At 58.6% G+C, this 21446-nt stretch carries 19 protein-coding genes and 1 rRNA gene (1 of these 20 running past the window's edge); 8 read left to right on the forward strand and 12 right to left on the reverse strand.

Features of this window, described 5'->3' with window-relative positions; genetic code table 11:
- The 10 genes from ACEN8E_RS25200 to mrcB all read right to left on the reverse strand — a co-directional run.
- A 16S ribosomal RNA gene (locus ACEN8E_RS25200) occupies positions 1-740 on the reverse strand; it reaches 797 nt to the left of the window's first position.
- A 486-nt stretch (positions 741-1226) separates the two neighbouring features.
- On the reverse strand, positions 1227-1847 hold the full coding sequence (gene msrQ / locus ACEN8E_RS25205; protein ID WP_495590292.1) for a protein-methionine-sulfoxide reductase heme-binding subunit MsrQ: 621 nt from the start codon (positions 1845-1847) through the stop codon (positions 1227-1229).
- Entirely contained in the window at positions 1847-2860 is a 1014-nt protein-coding gene (gene msrP, locus ACEN8E_RS25210) for a protein-methionine-sulfoxide reductase catalytic subunit MsrP (RefSeq protein WP_495590293.1), read from the reverse strand. The genes msrQ and msrP overlap by 1 nt, the downstream gene beginning before the upstream one ends.
- Before the next feature lie 58 nt (positions 2861-2918).
- Positions 2919-3773 (reverse strand): CDP-diacylglycerol--serine O-phosphatidyltransferase, encoded by an 855-nt coding sequence (gene pssA, locus ACEN8E_RS25215; RefSeq protein WP_495590294.1) that lies wholly within the window; start codon positions 3771-3773, stop codon positions 2919-2921.
- A 144-nt stretch (positions 3774-3917) separates the two neighbouring features.
- Entirely contained in the window at positions 3918-4934 is a 1017-nt protein-coding gene (gene ilvC / locus ACEN8E_RS25220; protein ID WP_003228216.1) for a ketol-acid reductoisomerase, read from the reverse strand.
- A gap of 45 nt (positions 4935-4979) precedes the next feature.
- Positions 4980-5471: an acetolactate synthase small subunit gene (ilvN, locus tag ACEN8E_RS25225; protein ID WP_003205610.1), complete on the reverse strand. Its 492-nt coding sequence runs from the start codon at positions 5469-5471 to the stop codon at positions 4980-4982.
- A gap of 2 nt (positions 5472-5473) precedes the next feature.
- Positions 5474-7198, reverse strand: a complete 1725-nt coding sequence (locus ACEN8E_RS25230; RefSeq protein WP_413426283.1) for an acetolactate synthase 3 large subunit — start codon at positions 7196-7198, stop codon at positions 5474-5476.
- A gap of 483 nt (positions 7199-7681) precedes the next feature.
- On the reverse strand, positions 7682-8017 hold the full coding sequence (locus ACEN8E_RS25235; protein WP_495590295.1) for a YqcC family protein: 336 nt from the start codon (positions 8015-8017) through the stop codon (positions 7682-7684).
- Positions 8017-8754: a tetratricopeptide repeat protein gene (locus ACEN8E_RS25240; RefSeq protein ID WP_495590296.1), complete on the reverse strand. Its 738-nt coding sequence runs from the start codon at positions 8752-8754 to the stop codon at positions 8017-8019. The genes ACEN8E_RS25235 and ACEN8E_RS25240 overlap by 1 nt, the downstream gene beginning before the upstream one ends.
- A gap of 16 nt (positions 8755-8770) precedes the next feature.
- Complete coding sequence (gene mrcB, locus ACEN8E_RS25245; RefSeq protein WP_495590297.1) at positions 8771-11089, reverse strand: penicillin-binding protein 1B; 2319 nt, start codon at positions 11087-11089, stop codon at positions 8771-8773.
- A gap of 115 nt (positions 11090-11204) precedes the next feature.
- On the opposite strand from mrcB, the gene ACEN8E_RS25250 reads away from it, so the two are divergent.
- From ACEN8E_RS25250 to ACEN8E_RS25265, 4 genes are all read left to right on the forward strand, one after another.
- Positions 11205-12761 (forward strand): bifunctional aminoglycoside phosphotransferase/ATP-binding protein, encoded by a 1557-nt coding sequence (locus tag ACEN8E_RS25250; protein WP_495590298.1) that lies wholly within the window; start codon positions 11205-11207, stop codon positions 12759-12761.
- 91 nt (positions 12762-12852) lie between these two features.
- Positions 12853-13197, forward strand: coding sequence for a pentapeptide repeat-containing protein (locus ACEN8E_RS25255; RefSeq protein ID WP_008020496.1), 345 nt, complete (start codon positions 12853-12855; stop codon positions 13195-13197).
- 245 nt (positions 13198-13442) lie between these two features.
- Complete coding sequence (locus ACEN8E_RS25260) at positions 13443-13715, forward strand: TfoX/Sxy family protein (RefSeq protein WP_008020494.1); 273 nt, start codon at positions 13443-13445, stop codon at positions 13713-13715.
- 453 nt (positions 13716-14168) lie between these two features.
- A complete protein-coding gene (locus tag ACEN8E_RS25265; RefSeq protein WP_495590299.1) occupies positions 14169-14486 on the forward strand; it encodes a Rieske (2Fe-2S) protein in 318 nt (105 codons plus the stop codon).
- Here ACEN8E_RS25265 and sfsA read toward each other — a convergent pair.
- Both sfsA and ACEN8E_RS25275 read right to left on the reverse strand, forming a co-directional pair.
- Positions 14483-15196: a DNA/RNA nuclease SfsA gene (gene sfsA, locus ACEN8E_RS25270; protein WP_495590300.1), complete on the reverse strand. Its 714-nt coding sequence runs from the start codon at positions 15194-15196 to the stop codon at positions 14483-14485. The two genes, ACEN8E_RS25265 and sfsA, sit on opposite strands and share 4 nt — an antisense overlap.
- Positions 15196-16368, reverse strand: a complete 1173-nt coding sequence (locus tag ACEN8E_RS25275) for a pyridoxal phosphate-dependent aminotransferase (RefSeq protein WP_495590301.1) — start codon at positions 16366-16368, stop codon at positions 15196-15198. Before ACEN8E_RS25275 ends, sfsA begins: the two co-directional genes overlap by 1 nt.
- Before the next feature lie 333 nt (positions 16369-16701).
- On the opposite strand from ACEN8E_RS25275, the gene dksA reads away from it, so the two are divergent.
- From dksA to ACEN8E_RS25295, 4 genes are all read left to right on the forward strand, one after another.
- Complete coding sequence (dksA, locus tag ACEN8E_RS25280; RefSeq protein WP_007995322.1) at positions 16702-17142, forward strand: RNA polymerase-binding protein DksA; 441 nt, start codon at positions 16702-16704, stop codon at positions 17140-17142.
- Between the two features lie 201 nt (positions 17143-17343).
- Complete coding sequence (gene gluQRS / locus ACEN8E_RS25285; RefSeq protein ID WP_495590302.1) at positions 17344-18237, forward strand: tRNA glutamyl-Q(34) synthetase GluQRS; 894 nt, start codon at positions 17344-17346, stop codon at positions 18235-18237.
- A gap of 77 nt (positions 18238-18314) precedes the next feature.
- On the forward strand, positions 18315-18491 hold the full coding sequence (locus ACEN8E_RS25290) for a hypothetical protein (RefSeq protein WP_003176118.1): 177 nt from the start codon (positions 18315-18317) through the stop codon (positions 18489-18491).
- A complete protein-coding gene (locus ACEN8E_RS25295; RefSeq protein ID WP_165798740.1) occupies positions 18475-21429 on the forward strand; it encodes a sensor histidine kinase in 2955 nt (984 codons plus the stop codon). The genes ACEN8E_RS25290 and ACEN8E_RS25295 overlap by 17 nt, the downstream gene beginning before the upstream one ends.
- The last annotated feature ends 17 nt before the right edge of the window (positions 21430-21446 follow it).

The following is a 21446-nucleotide window of genomic DNA, read 5'->3' on the forward strand; positions in this document are numbered from 1 at the left end:
CAGTCCAGGTGGTCGCCTTCGCCACTGGTGTTCCTTCCTATATCTACGCATTTCACCGCTACACAGGAAATTCCACCACCCTCTACCATACTCTAGCTTGTCAGTTTTGAATGCAGTTCCCAGGTTGAGCCCGGGGCTTTCACATCCAACTTAACAAACCACCTACGCGCGCTTTACGCCCAGTAATTCCGATTAACGCTTGCACCCTCTGTATTACCGCGGCTGCTGGCACAGAGTTAGCCGGTGCTTATTCTGTCGGTAACGTCAAAACACTAACGTATTAGGTTAATGCCCTTCCTCCCAACTTAAAGTGCTTTACAATCCGAAGACCTTCTTCACACACGCGGCATGGCTGGATCAGGCTTTCGCCCATTGTCCAATATTCCCCACTGCTGCCTCCCGTAGGAGTCTGGACCGTGTCTCAGTTCCAGTGTGACTGATCATCCTCTCAGACCAGTTACGGATCGTCGCCTTGGTGAGCCATTACCTCACCAACTAGCTAATCCGACCTAGGCTCATCTGATAGCGCAAGGCCCGAAGGTCCCCTGCTTTCTCCCGTAGGACGTATGCGGTATTAGCGTCCCTTTCGAGACGTTGTCCCCCACTACCAGGCAGATTCCTAGGCATTACTCACCCGTCCGCCGCTGAATCAGGGAGCAAGCTCCCGTCATCCGCTCGACTTGCATGTGTTAGGCCTGCCGCCAGCGTTCAATCTGAGCCATGATCAAACTCTTCAGTTCAAACATCTTTGGGTTTTGAGAAAACCCTAAACTTGGCTCAGCAATCGTTGGTTACATCTTTGATTTCTCGCGGAGTAACTTGTGATGCTGATAATCTGTTGACTAGCAGTCTGACTCCACAAGCACCCACACGAATTGCTTGATTCAGTTGTTAAAGAGCGATTGGTTAAGAGCTTTCGTCTCAACCGAGGCGCGCATTCTACAGCAGCCTCATTTGCTGTCAAGTGATTTTTTTCAGAAGTTTTCAAGGAATCCTTAACAACTTCAACCACTTGCGCTTCAGATCTCTCGTCAGCGGGAGGCGAATTCTACAGCGTTACACGCTGCTGTCAACACCTCTTTTTCAACTTCCTTTTGGCTTCGATGACCTGAAGCAACTTGCTGCCGAAACCTTCATAACTCATTGTTTTACAAGGAGTTTTCCGTTTCGACTGCGCCGGAAGTGGGGCGAATTATAGGCTTCCAGAATCTGCCGTCAACCACTATTTACGCCTTTTTGGCAGAAGAGCCCTTTTTAGCCATTAACCGCGGGATTCGACGAGCCAAAGGCGGTAGCCGCAGCACTAAAAGCAATGCACCTATAGAGGCATAGATCGCCCACTCCTTCAGGTCGGCGCGCACAATCCAGAGCATGTGCAGCAATCCAAGCCCGAGAATCACATAAGCCAGGCGATGCAACTGCTTCCAGCGGGCACCCAATCGCCGCTGACTGTAGCGATTGGAAGTCACCGCCAATGCCAGTAAACCAAGAAAGCCCAGCGCCCCGACAATGATGTAAGGCCGCTTGCGCAACTCGACACCCAGCTGCGACCAGTCAAAACCAAGAATGAATGCGCAGTAACTACTGAGGTGGAGCAATGCATAGGCAAAACACCACAACCCCAACTGACGCCGCACGGCGTTCCACCCCGCCCAACCGGTGAGCTTCTGCAATGGCGCCATGCTCAAGGTTACAAGCAGCAGCACAAGCGCCCCCAAACCCAATCGATCGACCAGCACCTTGCCCGGATCTGGCCCGAGGACATCCTCCCAGGCCTGGTACAACCACAGCAGCGGCCACACCAATGCCACGATAAAGACGCCGATACGCCAAAGCGGATAGCGCATCAGTAATTCGCCCTCAGGTCGAGCCCCGTATATAGAGAGGCGACTTCCTCTGCATAGCCGTTGAACATTTGTGTGTCGCGCACATTGGGCTTGAACAAGCCACTGGGCAGGCGGCGTTCACGAGCCTGAGTCCAGCGAGGATGATCAACCGTGGGATTCACGTTCGCATAAAAGCCATATTCATCAGGCGCAATGCCCTGCCAGGTGGTTTTCGGCGGCTCGCTGACCAGACTGATGCGCACGATGGACTTGATGCTCTTGAAACCATATTTCCAGGGCACCACCAGACGCAGCGGCGCACCGTTTTGATTAGGCAGCTCACGCCCGTACATGCCTACTGCCAGAATCGCCAACGGATTCATCGCCTCATCAAGACGCAGCCCCTCTATATATGGCCAGTCGATCAAGGCAAAACCGGAACGCTGACCCGGCATACTCTTGGGATCCTGCAGGGTTTCGAAGCGAATGAATCTGGCTTTCGAGGTCGGCTCGACCTCCTTGAGCAAAGCCGAGAGCGGAAAACCGATCCAGGGAATGACCATCGACCAGGCCTCCACGCAACGCAGTCGGTAGATTCGCTCCTCCAACTGATACGGCTTCATGAAGTCTTCCAGCGCATAACGCCCAGGTTTGCCCACCTCCCCATCCACCACCACCGACCACGGCTGCGTCTTCAGCGCGCCGGCATTGGTGGCCGGATCACCTTTGTCGGTGCCGAACTCGTAGAAGTTGTTGTAATGGGTCGCATCCTTGAACGGCGTGATCGCCTCATCCTTGACATTGACCGCGCCCCACTGAGTAGCCGGAAGCTTTTCGCTGAACCAGGAAGGCGCCTTGCCGGATTCAACATCCGGGTAGCGTGCAGCATCACCAGCGTTGGCCCATTGCGGCAGGCTGCCCAAAGCGAGACCGGCAACCGTGGCACCGAGCACCTTGCGTCGAGACAGATAGAGGGATTCAGGCGTGACGTCCGACTCATGGCAGTCGGACGCTTTTGAGACTTTGATCAGCATGGTTACTCCGCAGCTTTGGAGGACAGATGCACCCATAGACTGCGGAGTATGAGGGAAGTTACGCGCTCTTGTTACGGCGAAGACGTAACAGGTATTGAACCGGACCGGAGGCTGCGTAGGCGAGAAACACCAGCAGCAGGATGCGCGGCGGGTCACTGAACACCACTGCGAACACCAGCACCACAGCGAGAATCGCCACGAATGGCACCCGCCCCTTCAGGTCCAGCTCCTTGAAGCTGTTGTACTTGATGTTGCTGACCATCAGCATGCCGGCCGCTGCAACCATCAGCGCAACCAGGAATGACATCTTGGAGCCCTGGATACCGTAATCGCTGAACGCCCAGACGATGCCCGCAACAACACCCGCCGCCGCCGGACTGGCGAGGCCGATGAAGTAGCGCTTGTCCGCCGTACCGACCTGAGTATTGAAACGCGCGAGACGCAGCGCCGCACCCGCGACATAAATGAAGGCGACCATCCAGCCGACCTTACCCATGTCACCCAGGGCCCAACCGAAGGCCAGCAATGCCGGCGCAACACCAAAGGCGACCATGTCCGACAGCGAGTCGTACTCGGCACCAAAAGCGCTCTGCGTGTTGGTCATGCGCGCAACCCGACCATCAAGGCCGTCGAGTACCATCGCAACGAAAATGGCGATGGCGGCAAACGCAAAGTACTTGCTCGCATTGACCGAGTCGCCGGCGCTCAAGGCAGCCTGGGCGCTCATCGAGTTGATGATGGAATAGAACCCTGCGAACAGGTTCGCAGTGGTGAACAGATTCGGCAGAAGATAGATACCACGATGCCGGACTTTACGACCTTCAGCGTCATGCCCTTCCTCGACATGTTCATCGACGGGCAGCAGGCTTTCGGCGTCAGAAGCCTGGTTTGGCTCTTCGGGGCGTTCGCTCATGGACATTACCTTGCAACGGGGTGGAAAGTCTGGACAGGTGTCTGGGACGACGGTTCGACCGCAAACGATGCAGCTTTATACCAGAACCGGTCTCTCAAACGAAAAAACGCGGCCTAAGCCGCGTTTTTCGTACAAGCGCGTGACTTAGTTTTTGGCTTTGTCGACGATCTTGTTGGCACCGATCCACGGCATCATGGAGCGCAGTTGCTCGCCGATGATTTCGATACCGTGAGCGGCGTTGTTACGACGCTTGGCGGTCATCGAAGGATAGCCGGTAGCGCCTTCGCTGATGAACATCTTGGCGTATTCGCCGTCCTGAATACGTTTCAGGGCGTTGCGCATGGCCTGACGGGATTCGGCGTTGATGACTTCAGGGCCGGTCACGTACTCGCCGTATTCGGCGTTGTTGGAGATCGAGTAGTTCATGTTGGCGATACCGCCTTCGTACATGAGGTCAACGATCAGCTTCAGTTCGTGCAGGCACTCGAAGTAGGCCATTTCCGGCGCGTAGCCAGCTTCAACCAGGGTTTCGAAACCGGCTTTGACCAGTTCAACGGTACCGCCACACAGAACGGCTTGCTCGCCGAACAGGTCGGTTTCGGTCTCGTCCTTGAAGGTGGTTTCGATGATGCCGGTACGACCGCCGCCAACGCCGGCAGCGTAGGACAGAGCGACGTTCTTGGCGTTGCCCGAGGCATCCTGGTAGATAGCGATCAGGTCAGGAATACCGCCGCCCTTCACGAATTCGGAACGCACGGTGTGGCCCGGAGCCTTCGGCGCGATCATGATCACGTCGAGGTCAGCGCGCGGCACAACCTGGTTGTAGTGGATCGCGAAGCCGTGGGAGAAGGCCAGGGTGGCGCCTTTCTTGATGTTCGGCTCGATTTCGTTCTTGTACAGGGAGGACTGGAATTCGTCCGGGGTCAGGATCATGACCAGGTCGGCAGCTGCAACAGCGGAAGCAACGTCGGTCACTTTCAGGCCGTGGGCTTCAGCCTTGGCAACGGTAGCAGAACCTTTACGCAGGCCGACAGTCACGTCAACGCCGGAGTCTTTCAGGTTGCACGCTTGAGCGTGGCCCTGGGAACCGTAACCGATGATGGCAACTTTTTTGCCCTGGATGATCGACAGGTCGCAGTCTTTATCGTAGAAAACTTTCATGAATTTCCCCTATATCAGGCCGTTCAGGCCGTTCGCTAATTTGGTTTAGATGCTGAGTACTTTGTCGCCGCGGGCAATGCCGGTCACGCCACTACGGACGGTTTCCAGAATCGAGGCGGTGCCAATGGACTGAATGAAGCTGTCGAGCTTGTCGCTGGTACCGGTCAGTTGAACGGTATACACGCTGGCGCTGACATCGACGATCTGTCCACGGTAAATATCGGTAGTGCGCTTGATCTCGGCGCGCTGGGCGCCGGTGGCCTTGACCTTGACCAGCATCAGTTCGCGCTCGATGTGAGCACTCTCCGACAGGTCGACCAGTTTTACCACTTCGATCAGCTTGTTCAGGTTCTTGGTGATCTGCTCGATGATCTCATCGTGACCGACAGTGGTCAGCGTCAGACGCGACAGGGTCGGGTCTTCGGTTGGGGCCACGGTCAGGCTTTCGATGTTGTAGTTGCGCTGCGAGAACAGACCAACCACACGAGACAGAGCACCGGGTTCGTTTTCCAGAAGCAAGGAAATAATGTGCCGCATGATTAGGTACGCTCCGTCTTGCTCAGCCACATATCGCGCATGGAGCCGTCTTTGATCTGCATCGGGTAGACGTGCTCGCTGGTATCGACCGAAATATCGATCACCACCAGGCGATCCTTCATGGCGAACGCCTCTTCCATCTTCGACTTCAAGTCTTTCGATTCGGTGATGCGTACGCCGACGTGGCCGTAGGCCTCTGCCAGCTTGACGAAATCAGGCAGCGACTCCATGTAGGAATGCGAGTGACGGCTGCCGTAACTCATGTCCTGCCACTGGCGAACCATCCCCAGCACACCGTTGTTGAGGATGACGATCTTCACCGGCAAACCGTATTGCAGGCAGGTCGACAGCTCCTGGATGTTCATCTGGATACTGCCCTCGCCGGTGACGCATGCAACGTCAGCGTCAGGGAAGCTCAAGGCGATGCCCATGGCTGCCGGCAGACCGAAGCCCATGGTGCCCAGGCCACCGGAGTTGATCCAGCGGTTCGGCTTGTTGAACTTGTAGTACTGCGCAGCGAACATCTGGTGCTGGCCCACGTCGGAGGTCACAAAGGCATCGCCCTTGGTCACTTCGCACAGGGTTTCGATCACGGTTTGTGGCTTGATCTTGCTGCCGTCACCCTTGTCGTACGGGAACAGGTCGCCATCACCACGCCACTCGTCAACCTGCTTCCACCAGCTGGCCACGGACTCCTTGTTCGGGGTCTCGCCGATTTCCTTGAGGATCGCGACCATTTCGGTCAGGACACTCTCAACCGGACCGACGATAGGCACGTCGGCCTTGATGGTCTTGGAGATCGAAGCCGGGTCGATGTCGATGTGAATGATCTTGGCGTTCGGGCAGAACTTCGACGCGCCATTGATGACGCGGTCGTCGAAGCGTGCGCCGACAGCGAGGATCACGTCAGCATGGTGCATCGCCAGGTTGGCGGTGTAGCTGCCGTGCATGCCGAGCATGCCGATGAACTGACGGTCGGTACCAGGGTAGCCACCGAGGCCCATCAGGGTATTGGTCACTGGCAGGTTGAGCATCTTCGCCAGTTCGGTCAGTGGTGCCGAACCACCGCCGAGGATCACGCCGCCGCCCGAGTACAACACAGGACGCTTGGCCGCCAGGAGCATTTCTGCCGCCTTGCGGATTTGACCGGAATGACCGCGAACAGCCGGGCTGTAGGAACGCAGCTTGGCTTTTTTCGGGAAGACGTATTCGAACTTCTCGGCCGGGTTGGTCATGTCTTTCGGAATATCGACAACGACCGGGCCAGGACGACCGGATTGCGCCAGGTAGAACGCCTTCTTCATGACTTCCGGGATTTCCGACGCGTGCTTGATCATGAAGCTGTGCTTCACGATTGGCCGGGAGATACCGATCATGTCGGTTTCCTGGAAAGCATCGGTGCCGACCATGGTGCTCGGTACCTGGCCGGAAATGATCACCATCGGAATGGAGTCCATGTAGGCCGTGGCGATACCGGTGATGGCATTGGTTGCACCGGGACCGGAAGTCACCAGTACCACGCCGGCTTTACCGGTGGCACGGGCGTAGCCGTCAGCCATATGGGTAGCCGCTTGCTCATGACGAACCAGGATGTGGGTCACTTCCGGTTCTTTGAACAGGGCATCGTATACATGAAGAAGAGCACCACCCGGGTACCCGTAGATATATTTGACGCCTTCGTCGCGCAAAAAGCGGACGAGCATCTCACCGCCAGATAAAAGCTCCACGTTGCTCACCTCTAAAACGCCAGAATACCGCCCACGAAAAATGGGACGGGTCTTAATAGGTTTACTTCTCAGCAGAGCATGAGCGACGGTGGTCGCCGACTACGTCAGCACTGACTGAGCAAGTATTGGGATCGTCCCAAGTGTTGCGGGCCTTTCCCACCCAGCGCGAGGTAACGCGTTGCGGGTGTAACAGGTCGACGCGGATATGCGCCTCATGATCTGCTGAGAGGGTCTGCTTCTGGCAGTCCCTGTACAGCGGACTTTGGATTCTTCTGTTTCGCCCTTCGCAAGTCAAGTCGTCTATGAGCTTTATTCTAGTAAGCACATGAGAACGCAAGAAAAAACCTGTAAATCCGCTGTGTGTTAGCTCCAATTGCGCAAGTTTTGGCAAAAAATTGGCACGCGCATGCACTTAGGCTGCAATGGCCGACAAAATAGAGAGAGATTGTGGACAACTGCCAGCGGACGCTGGCAGCTTCTGGCTCAGCGAGACGCGGTGATCAGTTGATCAAACTGTTTGAGCAATGCCTGCAACTGCCGATCCTTGCCCTGGACATTGCGTCCGGCAAAGACCATTTCGGCCATTTCCTGAATGCCTGAAGCATTGGGTAGCGGCAAATTCTGCTCGAGGATCATCTTCATGCGCGGCAGGAAGATCCATTGCAGCCATTGCTCGAAATCCAGTGTATCGACCGAAAACGGCTCGACGCTGGAAAGCGCTTCAGCAGATGGCGAGACCTCATCCCACCATCCTTGCACGCGCAATTCGCGCTCGATCAACAACAGTTGATCGGCGATTTTCACAAAGCGCGCATCCATCACAGCGTTACCTTGGCCTTCTGACGAGCCAATGCCGCGCCCTGGGAGTCACCCTGTTTTTCTCGTGCCTGGCCAATCAGCCCCCACAGGTTGGCCTGAAGGGCTGGACGGCCGCTGGCAAAGGTCAGCCCACGGCGAGCGAACTGCTCGGCCTGGGCAGCATCGCCTTGAGCCATCCGCACCTGCGCCAGACGGTAAAGCACCTGCGGCTCACGCGGAGCAACCCGCTGCGCGCGCTCAAGACTGGAGGAAGCGCCATTGAGATCACCGTTCGCCTGCTGCTGTTGAGCGGTGGTCAGCAAAGCCAATACCGGGCCGTCGAGTTGCTCGTCGGCAGACAGCCCGCCCGAACTGGCCGACGGAATCCCGCTTGGAGACGACGGCATGCTGTAGCTGCCCTGATTGATCGGCGCCGACTGGATCGGCGACGTGTCAATCGGCCCTGGCGTGATCGGCCCTGGAGTAATAGGCGTGGTGCTGATCGGCGTTGAAGTCGTTGCAGCACCTGGCACCATCACCACGACGCCGCTGTCACCTTGCGGAATCGCCTGGGCCCGCGACTGACCTTGTACAGGGCGCTTGACGGTTGTCTGGCGGAAGCCGCCATTGGCCGAGATACGCTCACTGTTGGACACGGCAGTCCCGGAATCCTCAACCGGAATCGAACCACGTTGTACGGTGGAGCAACCGCTGAGCAAAGCTACGGCGGCAACCGCTGGAATCAACCACTTGTTCACTTGAAACCCTCTTTGCTTAATTCATCCAGCCCTTGACCCAATCCATTACCGTCTCGGCAGGGTTTTCACCACCGCAGACGGCACCTGGAGGCGGTTCGCTGCCGCGAATATACGGCATCTGCACCGCGCCTGGGCAACCGGCGTCAGAACCTTGTCCGGTTCGCGAATCAACCCAGGCCTGTACGATATTGTCCGGCTGCGGCATGTCCAAGGGAAGTGGGTCAGCCTTGCGCATGAAGCTGGTCCAGACCTGCAAGGCCCCGGTGGCGCCAGTGAAAGGCGTCTTGCCGTTGTCGTCGCGACCCAGCCAGACCACTGCCAGCAAGTCCTGGCTGAAACCGGCAAACCAACTGTCCCGCGAGTCGTTACTGGTACCGGTTTTACCCGCCAGGGTCAGAGTCCTTGGCAACACGTTATAAACCGAGCTGCCGGTACCTTCACGCATCACGCGCTGCATGGCGCTCTGGATCAGGTAAATGGAGGCCGGATCAAAACGCTGCTGGATCTGGAACGGATAACGCTTGAGCGGCTCACCCTCGGCAGTCAGCACGCTACGAATCCCGCGCATTGGCGTATTGAAGCCGCCGTTGGCGAGGGTCTGATACATGGTCGCCACTTCGATGGGCGTCATGCCGCCAGCGCCGAGCAACATCGACGGGAAGGCCGGGAACTCACGAGTCACCCCCAGGCGCGCCAGCGTCTTCAAGACGTTCGGTACGCCGACCGCCAGACCGAGACGCGCGGTCGACAGGTTGTAGGAATGCGCCAGGCCTTGATAAAGGAAGACGGTACCGTGAGAACGACGATCGTAGTTCTGCGGCTTCCAGACCTGGCCGTCGGCGCCCTTGACCGAGAAGGATTCGTCCGACAACCAACTGGTCAACGTGTACTGGCTAGGTTTCTCCAGCGCAGTCAGATAAACCGCCGGCTTGATCAGCGAGCCGATCGGCCGTACCGCATCAAGCGCCCGGTTGAACCCGGCAAAGCTGGCCTGGCGACTGCCGATCATGGCCTGTACTTCGCCGGTCTCCGGGTTGGTCACAACCATTGCCGCTTCGACGTCATCGGAACCCTTGCGCCCGGCCAGGCGCTTGAAGGTGTCGTTGACCGACGCCTCGGCCTTCATCTGCAGGATCGGGTCGAAACTGGTGAAGATCCGCAGGCCTTCTTCGGTCAAGTCTTCGTCGCGATAATCTTCGCGCAACTGGCGCTTGACCAGATCGAGGAAGCCGGGGAACGAACTGTCCGCGAGACTGCCGCGCTTGGTCACGCCCAGCGGCATTTTCTTCGCTGCCTCAACCTGCTCGGCAGTCGCGACGCCCTGCTCTTGCAGGACATCGAGCACCAGGTTGCGCCGCTCAAGGGCACGCTCCGGATAACGACGCGGGTTATAGGAAGAAGGCCCTTTGACCATACCCACCAGCAGTGCGACTTGATGCAGCTTGAGTTCGGCCAGTGGCTGGCTGAAGAAGAACTGACTGGCCAGACCGAAACCGTGCACCGCGCGCTGACCGTCCTGCCCGATAAACACCTCGTTGAGATAAGCCTCGAGGATTTCGCGCTTGTCGTAATGCAGTTCAAGCAGCAGCGCCATCATCGCTTCGGTGAGCTTGCGGCTCAGGCTGCGCTCGTTGGTCAGGTAGAAGTTTTTGACCAGCTGCTGAGTCAGCGTACTGCCGCCCTGACGCATGCGGCCGGCCGCACCGTTGACCCAGATTGCACGGGCGATCGACTTCGGCGAAACACCAAAGTGATGATAAAAATCGCGGTCCTCGACAGCCACCAGCGTTTCAAGCAAGTACGGCGGCACCTGATCGATCTTGATCAGAATCCGGTCTTCGAGGTTTTTCGGGTACAGACCGCCGATCAGCAGCGGCTCCAGGCGCACCACGGAAAGTTTCGAGTCCTTTGCTCCCGACAGTTCGGCCACGTAATCGCCAGAGAAACGCACGCGCACCGGCTGCGCTTGCTCCATGCCTTCATAGAACTGGAAGCCACGGGTGTTCAGGTCAACGGTATTTCCGTTGACCGACGCCGCACCCGGACCGTTAGCCACGCTTTCACGGCGATAGCCCAGGGCATCGAGCTCGGTGAGGAAATCGTCCCTGCTCAGCTTTTGTCCGACGAAAAGCTCGAGCGGGCGCGCGTAAACCTTGGCCGGAATGGTCCAGCGCTTGCCGGAGAACTTCTCCTGGACGATCGCATCAAGGTAAACGGCGAATCCGGCCAGCACTACCAGGCCGACCAGACTGAGTTTAATGGCCCAGCCGAGCCACGGGCGCAGGCCCCTGGAGGGTGGTTTTTTTGGGGTACGGGGAGTTCGAGTACGAGTCATGGCGGCGGATTATACGCACTTTATTCATACCCGACAGGAGCGCTCCGAGGTTTGCGCCAAGCGGACTTACGGCCATAATGGCGGCCTTGATTTTCCAGACTCTGAAGGATCGCCTGTGAGCCAGTCCCTGATCGCTGCCCTGCAAAACCCTGCCCTCTACCCGCATCCTGTAGACGGATTCCAGGTCATCGAAACCCATATCTCCTGGGTCGTTCTCACAGGCCCCTTCGCCTATAAAGTGAAGAAGCCGGTCAATTTCGGATTTCTCGACTTCACCAGCCTCGAAGCTCGCGAACACTTTTGCACCGAAGAACTGCGCCTGAACCAGCGCCTGACTGACGATTTGTACCTCGAAGTGCTGCCCGTCACCGGCAGCGCCGAGGCCCCGCAACTGGGCGGCGAAGGCCCGGCCATCGAATATGTACTGAAGATGCGCCAGTTCCCGCAAAACGGATTGTTGAGCACCCTTCAGGCCAATGGCGAACTGACCACCGCACACATCGACGAGATGGCCGAACAAATTGCCCGCTTCCACCTCAGCGCACCGAAAGTGCCAGCCGAGCATGAAGCTGGCACCCCGGACAGCGTCATGGCGCCGGTGCGGCAGAACTTCGAACAGATCCGTCCGTTCCTCAGCGACAAAACCGACCTGCTGCAACTCGACGCCCTGCAAGCCTGGGCCGAAAGCAGCTTCGAGCGCCTCAAACCACTGTTCGCCCAGCGCAAGGCCGACGGCTTCATTCGTGAATGCCACGGTGATATCCACCTGGGCAACGCGACCGTGATCGATGGCAAGGTCGTAATCTTCGACTGCATCGAATTCAATGAACCGTTTCGCTTTACCGACGTTTATGCCGACACCGGTTTCCTGGCGATGGACCTGGAAGACCGCGGCCTGAAGTGCCTGGCGCGTCGCTTCATCAGCCAGTACCTGGAACTGACCGGTGACTATCGTGGCCTCGAACTGCTGAATTTCTACAAAGCCTACCGCGCACTGGTTCGCGCCAAGGTTGCCCTGTTCAGCATGCCGGCCGACGCCACTGCCGTGCAACGCGCCACAACCCTGCGCCAATACCGCAACTACGCCAACCTGGCGGAAAGCTACAGCACCATTCCTTCGCGCTTCATGGCCATTACCCACGGCGTTTCCGCCGTCGGCAAGAGCCATGTCGCCATGCGCCTGGTCGAAGCCCTGGGCGCGATCCGCCTGCGCTCCGATGTCGAGCGCAAGCGACTGTTCGGCGAGCAAACCGTCGAGAATGACGTACAGGCCGGCATCTATAGTGCCGACGCCAGCGCGGCGACCTATACCCGCCTGCACGAAATCGCCGACATCATTTTGCGTGCAGGCTTCCCGGTGGTGGTCGACGCCACTTACCTCAAGCGTGATCAGCGTGACAGCGCCGCGAAGGTGGCCGAGGCCACCGGCGCACCATTCCTGATTCTCGACTGCAATGCGCCACAGGCCGTGATCGAAAGCTGGCTGGCCGTGCGCCAGGCAGACAAGAAAGACCCGTCCGATGCCACCTTGGCTGTTATCGCAGCCCAGCAAGCCAGCCGTGAAGCGCTGACGCCCGCAGAAATCCTCTGCAGCAAGCGTGTCCAGACCAACGAAAGCGGGACTCTCGATACCGTTGTGGCTCAGATTCGCCAGCGCCTGCCAGGCCTGTAGGAAACTATTTCAGTCGTGAGGCCGGCGTTGGCTTCACGACCGAGAAATAGTGGCACTATACTGGCGTCATAAAAACATCAGGTGATATGACATGAGCCAGCCGAAACTTCTCGACACTCCGCTTTATGCCCTGCTGCACAAAGACGACATCAGAGGCTTCAACAGTGAACGCCCCAAGGATGGCCCCATCGACATGGTGGGTGGAGACTTCCGGGGGCTGGACCTGCGCGAGCTGAATGCTGACGGCGTGGATTTCAGCGACGCCTACTTCCGTTCCGCCGACTTGCGCGGCATCGATTTTCGCAAGGCGAACCTGGAAGGCGCGAGCCTGGCCCACGCGCAAATCTCCGGTGCCTACTTTCCGGTGGAACTCAGTGCCGACGAAATCCTGATGTCAATGAACTTCGGCACGCGATTGCGCTATCGCACCCGCTGATCAACGTCGCTGACTGACACGTCCAGCGCCCCCATTGCGCTGGACTGCGGGGTATATTCACCCGTAATTCCTGATTGTTCCCCGCGCCTTCCTCCCGTGTTCGCAGACTTTTCACACACTGCCAATACTCGCCTCTTAGAAGCATTTGCGTCGAAAACGAGCAAACAATCACGCTTTTCCTGCTGATGGCTACACTCCTCAGAAGATTGCCCACGATCTCCATTCGGCCATCGCAAGGAGGCTTGATGAATGATGAACTGCAACACCTGAAGAATCTTGGCAAGACGTCAGCGCAATGGCTGCATGCCGTGGGCATCCATAGTGCTTCGGACTTGCGTCGCCTCGGGGCGGTGGATGCTTATCGGGCTGTGCGCACGCGCGGCTTTCGGGCGTCCAAGGTGTTGTTGTACGCAATCGAAGGTGCCCTGATGGACGTTCACTGGAATGACATTCCTGCCGAGCGCAAGGAGGCGTTGAACAGACAACTGGAAGCCATTTCTTCACGCCACAAGAACTGACCCGGCAAATTTTACTGAAGCGTTGCAAACTGCCGCCCAATGATTACAGGACCCGCAGACGAAAATCCGGCAAATCGAAAAGAATCAGGGAAACAGCAGTTGACCTGGTAATGAGAATCGATATGATTATCACAACTGGTCGCGAGACTGGTCGATATTCTGAAAAGCCCTTGGTTCGGACTCTCGGATTATCTCCTCATCAGGCTAATCACGGTTATTTGACCCGGCTCTTGCCGGGTCTTTTTTTGCCTGTGGAAAAGTATTGACGGAACCCGCGCATAACGCACATAAACGGCTTTCTTTAAAGGTTTCCCGGGCATCGAAGGAGCAGGCCAAGTATTCTCGACAACAGGCACTTGTACCCGACGGGCAAGACGGCCATTTGATAATTTGTTGCATTTAACCATCACGCTCGGACATCTCCGGTCACGAGCTGCGGGACCGAGGATAGACATGAAGCTGCTTTGCGCAGGCGCCGTGCTGGTCAACGACAGCAGCCGCGGGTTCGACATCGATGGCCAAAAGCTTTTTGCGGTGCGCCGCAGCGGCCAGGTTTATGTCTACATCAATCGCTGCCCGCACCGGGGAGTCGGCCTGGAGTGGCATCCCGACCAGTTTCTCGACCCCAGCAACAGCCTGATCCAGTGCGCCACCCATGGCGCACTGTTCCTGATCGAAGACGGTGAATGCGTCGCCGGCCCTTGCGCGGGACAAGCCTTGACCACCGTGGCCTGTCGCGAAGATGAACAAGGGATCTGGATCAGCCTTTAGGCACCCGGCAACACGTCCAGACGCCGATCGACCAACATTCCTTCGTGATTCAAGCGCACACCGTAAGCCAACACCTCGACCCCACAGGCCACCGCCTCACGCAAGGCCTGCGCATAGGCCGCATCGATTTCCTGCGCCGGGCGCACGGCCTCGATGTCGGTCAGGCAAACGCAGTACAACTGCACCGCGCGAACACCGTCCCTGGCCAGGTGGGCCAACTCCCGCAAATGCTTGGCGCCACGCTGGGTGACCGCATCGGGGAACGCCGCCACCGCCGTACCGTCGAAGCCCAGGGTCACGCTTTTGACTTCGACGTAAGCCGGCCCTTCGGGGTATTCAAGGCGAAAATCGATGCGACTGTTTTCCTGGCCATAGGCCACTTCACGCTTGAGCCCGGTAAAGCCGTTCAGCTCAGTGATGATGCCCGCACGCAACGCCTCTTCGATCAAAGCATTGGCCCGGGCGGTGTTCACGCAAAACAGCCGCCCTTGCGGGGTTTCACCGATCTCCCAGGTGCCGGGCAATTTGCGTTTCGGGTCATTGGAGCGACTGAACCAGACCTGCCCGCCCTCGACCTGGCAATTGAGCATCGAGCCGGTATTCGGGCAGTGAATGGTCAACAACTCGCCGCCAACGGTTTCGATATCGGCGAGAAAACGCTTGTAACGACGAATCAGCCGACCTTCTTCGAGTGGTGGATGAAATCGCATCAGCCTTGCCAGCTCCGCAACCCACGGGCAATGCGCTCGACCGCCTCCTGCAAACGCTCGATATTTTGCGTATAGGCGAACCGCACATGATGCCCGGCCTGATAACGCCCGAAATCGAGCCCCGGGGTGAACGCCACATGCTCGGTTTCGAGAAAGTGTTTGCAGAACGCGAAGGCATCGCCGCCGAACTTGCTGATATCGGCGTACAAGTAGAAAGCGCCCTCCGGCTCCACCGCAATGCCGAAGCCCATTTCACGCAAGGCCGGCAGCAGGTAATCCCGACGCCGGCCAAATTCGGCGCGACGCTCTTCGAGAATGCTGATGGTTGCCGGCTCGAAACAGGCCAGTGCAGCGTGCTGCGCCATGCTTGGAGCACTGATGTAGAGGTTCTGGGCGAGTTTTTCCAACTCACCGACGGCCGCGTCGGGGGCCACCAGCCATCCCAGCCGCCAACCGGTCATCCCGAAATACTTCGAAAAACTATTCAGAACGAATGCACCGTCATCGACTTCCAGCACGCTGGCCGCATCGGTGCCATAGGTCAGGCCGTGATAAATCTCGTCGACCACCAGATGACCGTGGCGCTCCTTGATCGCCACAGACAGCTTTGCCAGTTCATCGCGGGCCAGGATCGTGCCGGTCGGATTGGCCGGCGACGCCACCAATGCGCCGACGCTGTCGTGATCCCAATGACGCTCGATCAGGCCTGGCGTCAATTGATAACGCACATCGGGACCAACCGGCACCAATTGTGCCGCGCCTTCCACCAGTCGCAGGAAATGCCGGTTACACGGATAGCCAGGGTCCGCCAGCAGCCAGTGTTTACCGGGATCTACCAGCAAAGCGCTGGCCAGCAGCAACGCGCCGGACCCGCCGGGCGTGATGAGGATGCGCCGAGGGTCGATGTTCAATCCATAACGCTGCTGATAAAACCCCGAGATCGCCTCGCGCAGCTCCGGAATGCCGCGCGCGGCGGTGTAACGGGTCCGCCCTGCCGCCAGCGCGGCCTGGCCGGCCTTAATGATCGGTTCGGCTGTGGTGAAGTCAGGTTCACCAATTTCCAGGTGGATCACATCGTGGCCGGCTGCCTGCAATTCATTGGCCCGCGCCAAGAGCGCCATGACATGGAAAGGTTCGATCGCACGACTGCGGGCACTGTAGGACTGAGCCATTGGCCTTCCTTCAACGGGGAAAAAAACCGATTCTACCCAAGCACAGGAACGAGCGAGAACCTAAAGCGGTCACAGGCCTTATAACCCCAACCACAAACGACTCAAGCGCGTACGCAAGGTTTGACTAAAATCAATAATTGAGCAGGATTCAGAGCCACCAGACAACGCTTTGTCATCATTGGCAAGCAGCATGTGCCGCGAGCTCGACATCCGGGAGTAGCGCGGCCCGAGTTGATCTGGTAAGTTCGCCCGCTTGCAGCCGCAGGGCCGGCAGGTGTCGGTGATGGAGCAATCCTGCGCAGATGGATTACAAGAGTAGAGGCGGTCTATTTCATGTCCACCCAAGCAAAGCAGCAAAACCAGACGATCAGCGGCTTCGAGCCCTATGTTCAGAAAGCCGGCGAAGAGTACATGGGCGAGCCCATGCGCAAGCACTTCACCAAGGTTCTGAATCAGTGGAAAAAAGAGCTGATGGAAGGTGTCGACAAGACCGTGGACCACATGAAGGACGAAGCGGCCAATTTTCCTGATCCGGCAGACCGTGCCAGCCAGGAAGAGGAATTCGCCCTCGAACTGCGTGCCCGCGATCGTGAACGCAAGTTGATCAAAAAGATCGACAAGACACTTCAGCTGATCGAAGACGAAGAGTACGGCTGGTGTGAATCCTGCGGCATCGAGATTGGTGTCAAGCGCCTCGAAGCGCGCCCTACCGCCGACCTGTGCATCGACTGCAAGACCCTGGCAGAAATCAAGGAAAAGCAAGTCGGCAAATAATGGCGACTTGAACGAAGAACGGAGCGTGCGAACGCTCCGTTTTTGTTTCCAAAATTCGCCTCGGCAAAACACTGTGGGAGCGAGCCTGCTCGCGAAGAGGCCATCAACTTCAACATCGATGCTGGCTGATACACCGCTTTCGCGAGCAGGCTCGCTCCCACAGGTGCCTGGTGCAAGCCCGAAACAAGTGACATTGCATTCATGACCGCCACCTCCCCCACTTACATCGGGCGCTTCGCCCCCACCCCCAGCGGCCATCTGCACTTCGGTTCGCTGGTCGCCGCGCTGACCTCCTACCTTGACGCGCGCTCGGTGGGCGGACGCTGGCTCATGCGAATGGAAGACCTTGATCCGCCCCGTGAAGAACCCGGCGCCCAGGTGGCCATTCTCAAGGCTCTGGAAAGCTATGGCTTCGAGTGGGATGGCGAAATGGTTCGCCAAAGCGAACGCCACGCTGCCTACGCCGAGGTGCTCGATCGCCTGTTCAATCACGGTCTGGCCTACGCCTGCACCTGCTCGCGCAAACAGCTGGAACCCTATCACGGGATTTATCCGGGGCTGTGCCGCAATGCCGGTCATGGCACGGAGGATGCCGCCATCCGCCTGCGCGTACCGGAACTGGAATACCAATTCCTCGACCGGGTGCAGGGCGAATACCGCCAACACCTGGGTCGGGAAGTCGGCGATTTCGTGATTCGCCGCCGCGACGGGCTCTACGCCTATCAACTAGCCGTGGTCCTGGACGATGCCTGGCAGGGCATTACCGATATCGTTCGGGGTGCCGACCTGCTGGACTCCACACCCCGCCAGCTCTACCTGCAGGAGCTGCTCGGCTTGCCTCAGCCGCGTTATCTGCATATCCCGCTGATTACTCAGCCTGATGGCAATAAACTGGGTAAATCCTACCGCTCGCCGCCGTTGACCGAGGATCAGGCAACGCCGCTGTTGCTGCGAGCGCTGCGGGCACTGGGGCAGACCCCGGGAACCGAGCTGGCTTACGCCACGCCACGGGAAGTGTTGAACTGGGGTATTGCCCACTGGGATGCTTCGCTGATCCCGCGCACACTGAACCTGCCCGAGGCACAGCTATTGTGATCGCACTTGCAGTGGCGCGCCCATCCGTTACCATCGCCGCACGTTTTCGGGCACGCGCATAAAAAAGAGAGGCCGGGATGTACATCTATCGCTTGGTCCTGCTTCTGGTAGTGGGGATTTACCTGTTTTCCCCGGCCATCATGGATTGGTGGATCGACGCCACTGGCGCCTGGTATCGCCCTTATCTGCTCTGGCTGATTCTGATCGTCGTGACCTTCATCCTGCAGAGCCAAAAAGATGCCGATGAGCTTTAGCCTGACCCAGATGATCCTGATCAGCGCCGCGTACCTGGCAGTGCTGTTCGGCGTGGCCTGGATCAGTGAACGGGGCATGATCCCGCGGGCGATCATTCGCCACCCGCTGACCTACACCCTGTCACTGGGTGTCTACGCCAGTGCCTGGGCGTTTTACGGCACCGTGGGCCTGGCCTATCAGTACGGCTACGGCTTTCTGTCCAGCTACCTGGGTGTCTCCGGGGCCTTTCTGCTGGCGCCGGTGCTGCTCTACCCGATCCTGAAGATCACCCGCACCTATCAACTGTCGTCTTTGGCGGACCTGTTTGCCTTCCGCTTTCGCAGCACCTGGGCCGGAGCGCTGACCACGATTTTCATGCTGATCGGCGTACTGCCGCTGCTGGCCCTGCAGATTCAGGCGGTCGCCGACTCCATCGGCATTCTCACCCGAGAGCCGGTCCAGCACCGCGTGGCCCTGAGCTTCTGCGCATTGATTACGCTGTTCACGATTTTCTTCGGCTCCCGCCACATTGCCACCCGCGAGAAGCATGAAGGCCTGGTGTTCGCGATTGCCTTCGAGTCGGTGATCAAGCTGATCGCCCTGGGCGGTGTCGGGCTGTATGCGCTTTACGGTGTGTTCGACGGCCCGCAACAGCTCGAACTCTGGCTGCTGCAAAACCAGACCGCGCTCGCGGCCTTGCACACGCCGTTGCAGGAGGGCCCGTGGCGTACGCTGCTGCTGGTGTTCTTCGCCTCGGCGATCGTGATGCCGCACATGTATCACATGACCTTTACCGAGAACCTCAACCCGCGTTCGCTGGTCAGTGCGAGCTGGGGCCTGCCGCTGTTCCTGCTGCTGATGAGCCTGGCGGTACCGCTGATTCTCTGGGCCGGCCTGAAACTGGGTGCCACCACCAATCCGGAATATTTCACCCTGGGCATCGGTATTGCCGCCAACAGCAAGGCGCTGGCGTTGCTGGCGTATGTCGGCGGGCTGTCCGCCGCCAGCGGCCTGATCATCGTCACCACGCTGGCGCTGTCCGGCATGGCCTTGAACCACCTGGTGCTGCCGCTGTACCAGCCTCCGGCCGAAGGCAACATCTACCGCTGGCTGAAGTGGACCCGCCGGGCGCTGATTGTCGCGATCATCATGGCCGGCTACGGTTTCTACCTGATGCTCGGTGCCGAGCAGGACCTGGCCAACCTCGGTATTGTCGCATTCGTTGCCACGTTGCAGTTCCTGCCGGGCGTGCTCTCGGTCCTGTATTGGCCGACCGCCAACCGTCGCGGCTTCATTGCCGGCTTGCTGGCGGGGATTCTGGTATGGCTGGTGACCATGCTGCTGCCGCTGGTCGGCAACCTGCAGGGCTTCTACATTCCGCTGCTGAACATGATCTACGTGCTGGACGACACCAGCTGGCACATGGCGGCGATTGCCTCGCTGGCGGCCAACGTACTGATGTTCACCCTGATCTCGCTATTCACCAACGCCAGCACCGAAGAGGCCAGCGCCGCCGAAGCCTGCGCCGTGGACAACGTTCGCCGCCCGCAACGCCGGGAACTGCACGCCGCCTCGCCCCAGGAATTCGCCACACAGCTTGCAAAGCCATTGGGTGCAAAAGCCGCGCAGAAAGAAGTGGAACAGGCACTGCGCGACCTCTATCTGCCCTTCGACGAACGCCGGCCGTATGCCCTGCGCCGCTTGCGTGACCGCATCGAAGCCAACCTCTCCGGCCTGATGGGGCCGAGCGTGGCCCAGGACATGGTCGAGACGTTCCTGCCATACAAAGCTGGCGGCGAAAACTACGTCACCGAAGACATTCACTTCATCGAAAGCCGTCTCGAGGACTACCACTCGCGCCTGACCGGCCTGGCCGCCGAACTCGATGCCCTGCGCCGCTATCACCGCCAGACCCTGCAGGAATTGCCAATGGGCGTTTGCTCGCTGGCCAAGGATCAGGAGATCCTCATGTGGAACAAGGCCATGGAGGAACTCACCGGCATCGCTGCGCAGCGCGTGGTCGGTTCGCGCCTGAGTACCATTGCCGACCCATGGAAAGAACTGCTGCAAGGTTTCATCAATCTGCCGGACGAGCACTTGCACAAACAGCATCTGGCCCTCGACGGCCAGACACGCTGGTTGAACCTGCACAAAGCGGCCATCGATGAACCGCTGGCGCCGGGCAATAGCGGCCTGGTATTGCTGGTGGAAGACTTGACCGAAACCCAGATGCTCGAGGACAAGCTGGTGCACTCCGAGCGCCTGGCCAGCATCGGTCGGCTGGCGGCCGGCGTGGCCCATGAAATCGGCAACCCGATCACCGGTATCGCCTGCCTGGCGCAGAACCTGCGCGAAGAACGGGAAGAAGATGGCGAGCTGAAGGAAATCAGCGGCCAGATCCTCGAACAGACCAAACGCGTATCGCGCATTGTCCAGTCGCTGATGAGCTTTGCCCATGCCGGCAGCCATCAGCACAGCGACGAGCCCGTCTGTCTGGCCGAAGTGGCTCAGGATGCCATCGGCCTGCTGGCCCTGAACCGACGCAATTTCGAAGTGCAGTTCTACAACCTGTGCGACCCCGAGCACTGGGTCGAAGGCGACCCGCAACGGCTGGCCCAGGTATTGATCAACCTGCTTTCAAACGCCCGTGATGCCTCGCCTCCCGGCAGTGCGGTACGGGTCAAGAGCGAAGCCGGCGAACACACGGTCGACCTGATCGTGGAGGACGAAGGCAGCGGTATTCCCTCGAGCATCATGGACCGATTGTTCGAACCTTTCTTCACCACCAAGGACCCTGGCGAAGGCACCGGTCTGGGCCTTGCACTGGTCTATTCCATCGTTGAAGAGCATTATGGACAAATCACCATCGACAGCCCGGCTGATGTTCAAAGCCAGCGCGGCACCCGAATCAGGGTTACCTTGCCGCGTCATGTCGAAGCGACGTCCGCTGTGAACTGAGACCGTCGAGAGTATCG

The sequence above is a fragment of the Pseudomonas sp. Pseusp9 genome, assembly GCF_059491265.1.

Bases quoted from the DNA above. Each gene is read 5' to 3' on its own strand.
- msrQ (WP_495590292.1), bottom strand. From the start codon at position 1,847: ATGCGCTATCCGCTTTGGCGTATCGGCGTCTTTATCGTGGCATTGGTG.
- ACEN8E_RS25265 (WP_495590299.1), top strand. From the start codon at position 14,169: ATGAAGCTGCTTTGCGCAGGCGCCGTGCTGGTCAACGACAGCAGCCGC.
- ACEN8E_RS25255 (WP_008020496.1), top strand. From the start codon at position 12,853: ATGAGCCAGCCGAAACTTCTCGACACTCCGCTTTATGCCCTGCTGCAC.
- ACEN8E_RS25295 (WP_165798740.1), top strand. From the start codon at position 18,475: ATGCCGATGAGCTTTAGCCTGACCCAGATGATCCTGATCAGCGCCGCG.
- ACEN8E_RS25275 (WP_495590301.1), bottom strand. From the start codon at position 16,368: ATGGCTCAGTCCTACAGTGCCCGCAGTCGTGCGATCGAACCTTTCCAT.
- ilvN (WP_003205610.1), bottom strand. From the start codon at position 5,471: ATGCGGCACATTATTTCCTTGCTTCTGGAAAACGAACCCGGTGCTCTG.
- sfsA (WP_495590300.1), bottom strand. From the start codon at position 15,196: ATGCGATTTCATCCACCACTCGAAGAAGGTCGGCTGATTCGTCGTTAC.
- ilvC (WP_003228216.1), bottom strand. From the start codon at position 4,934: ATGAAAGTTTTCTACGATAAAGACTGCGACCTGTCGATCATCCAGGGC.
- msrP (WP_495590293.1), bottom strand. From the start codon at position 2,860: ATGCTGATCAAAGTCTCAAAAGCGTCCGACTGCCATGAGTCGGACGTC.
- ACEN8E_RS25260 (WP_008020494.1), top strand. From the start codon at position 13,443: ATGAATGATGAACTGCAACACCTGAAGAATCTTGGCAAGACGTCAGCG.
- pssA (WP_495590294.1), bottom strand. From the start codon at position 3,773: ATGAGCGAACGCCCCGAAGAGCCAAACCAGGCTTCTGACGCCGAAAGC.
- dksA (WP_007995322.1), top strand. From the start codon at position 16,702: ATGTCCACCCAAGCAAAGCAGCAAAACCAGACGATCAGCGGCTTCGAG.
- gluQRS (WP_495590302.1), top strand. From the start codon at position 17,344: ATGACCGCCACCTCCCCCACTTACATCGGGCGCTTCGCCCCCACCCCC.
- ACEN8E_RS25235 (WP_495590295.1), bottom strand. From the start codon at position 8,017: ATGGATGCGCGCTTTGTGAAAATCGCCGATCAACTGTTGTTGATCGAG.
- mrcB (WP_495590297.1), bottom strand. From the start codon at position 11,089: ATGACTCGTACTCGAACTCCCCGTACCCCAAAAAAACCACCCTCCAGG.
- ACEN8E_RS25290 (WP_003176118.1), top strand. From the start codon at position 18,315: ATGTACATCTATCGCTTGGTCCTGCTTCTGGTAGTGGGGATTTACCTG.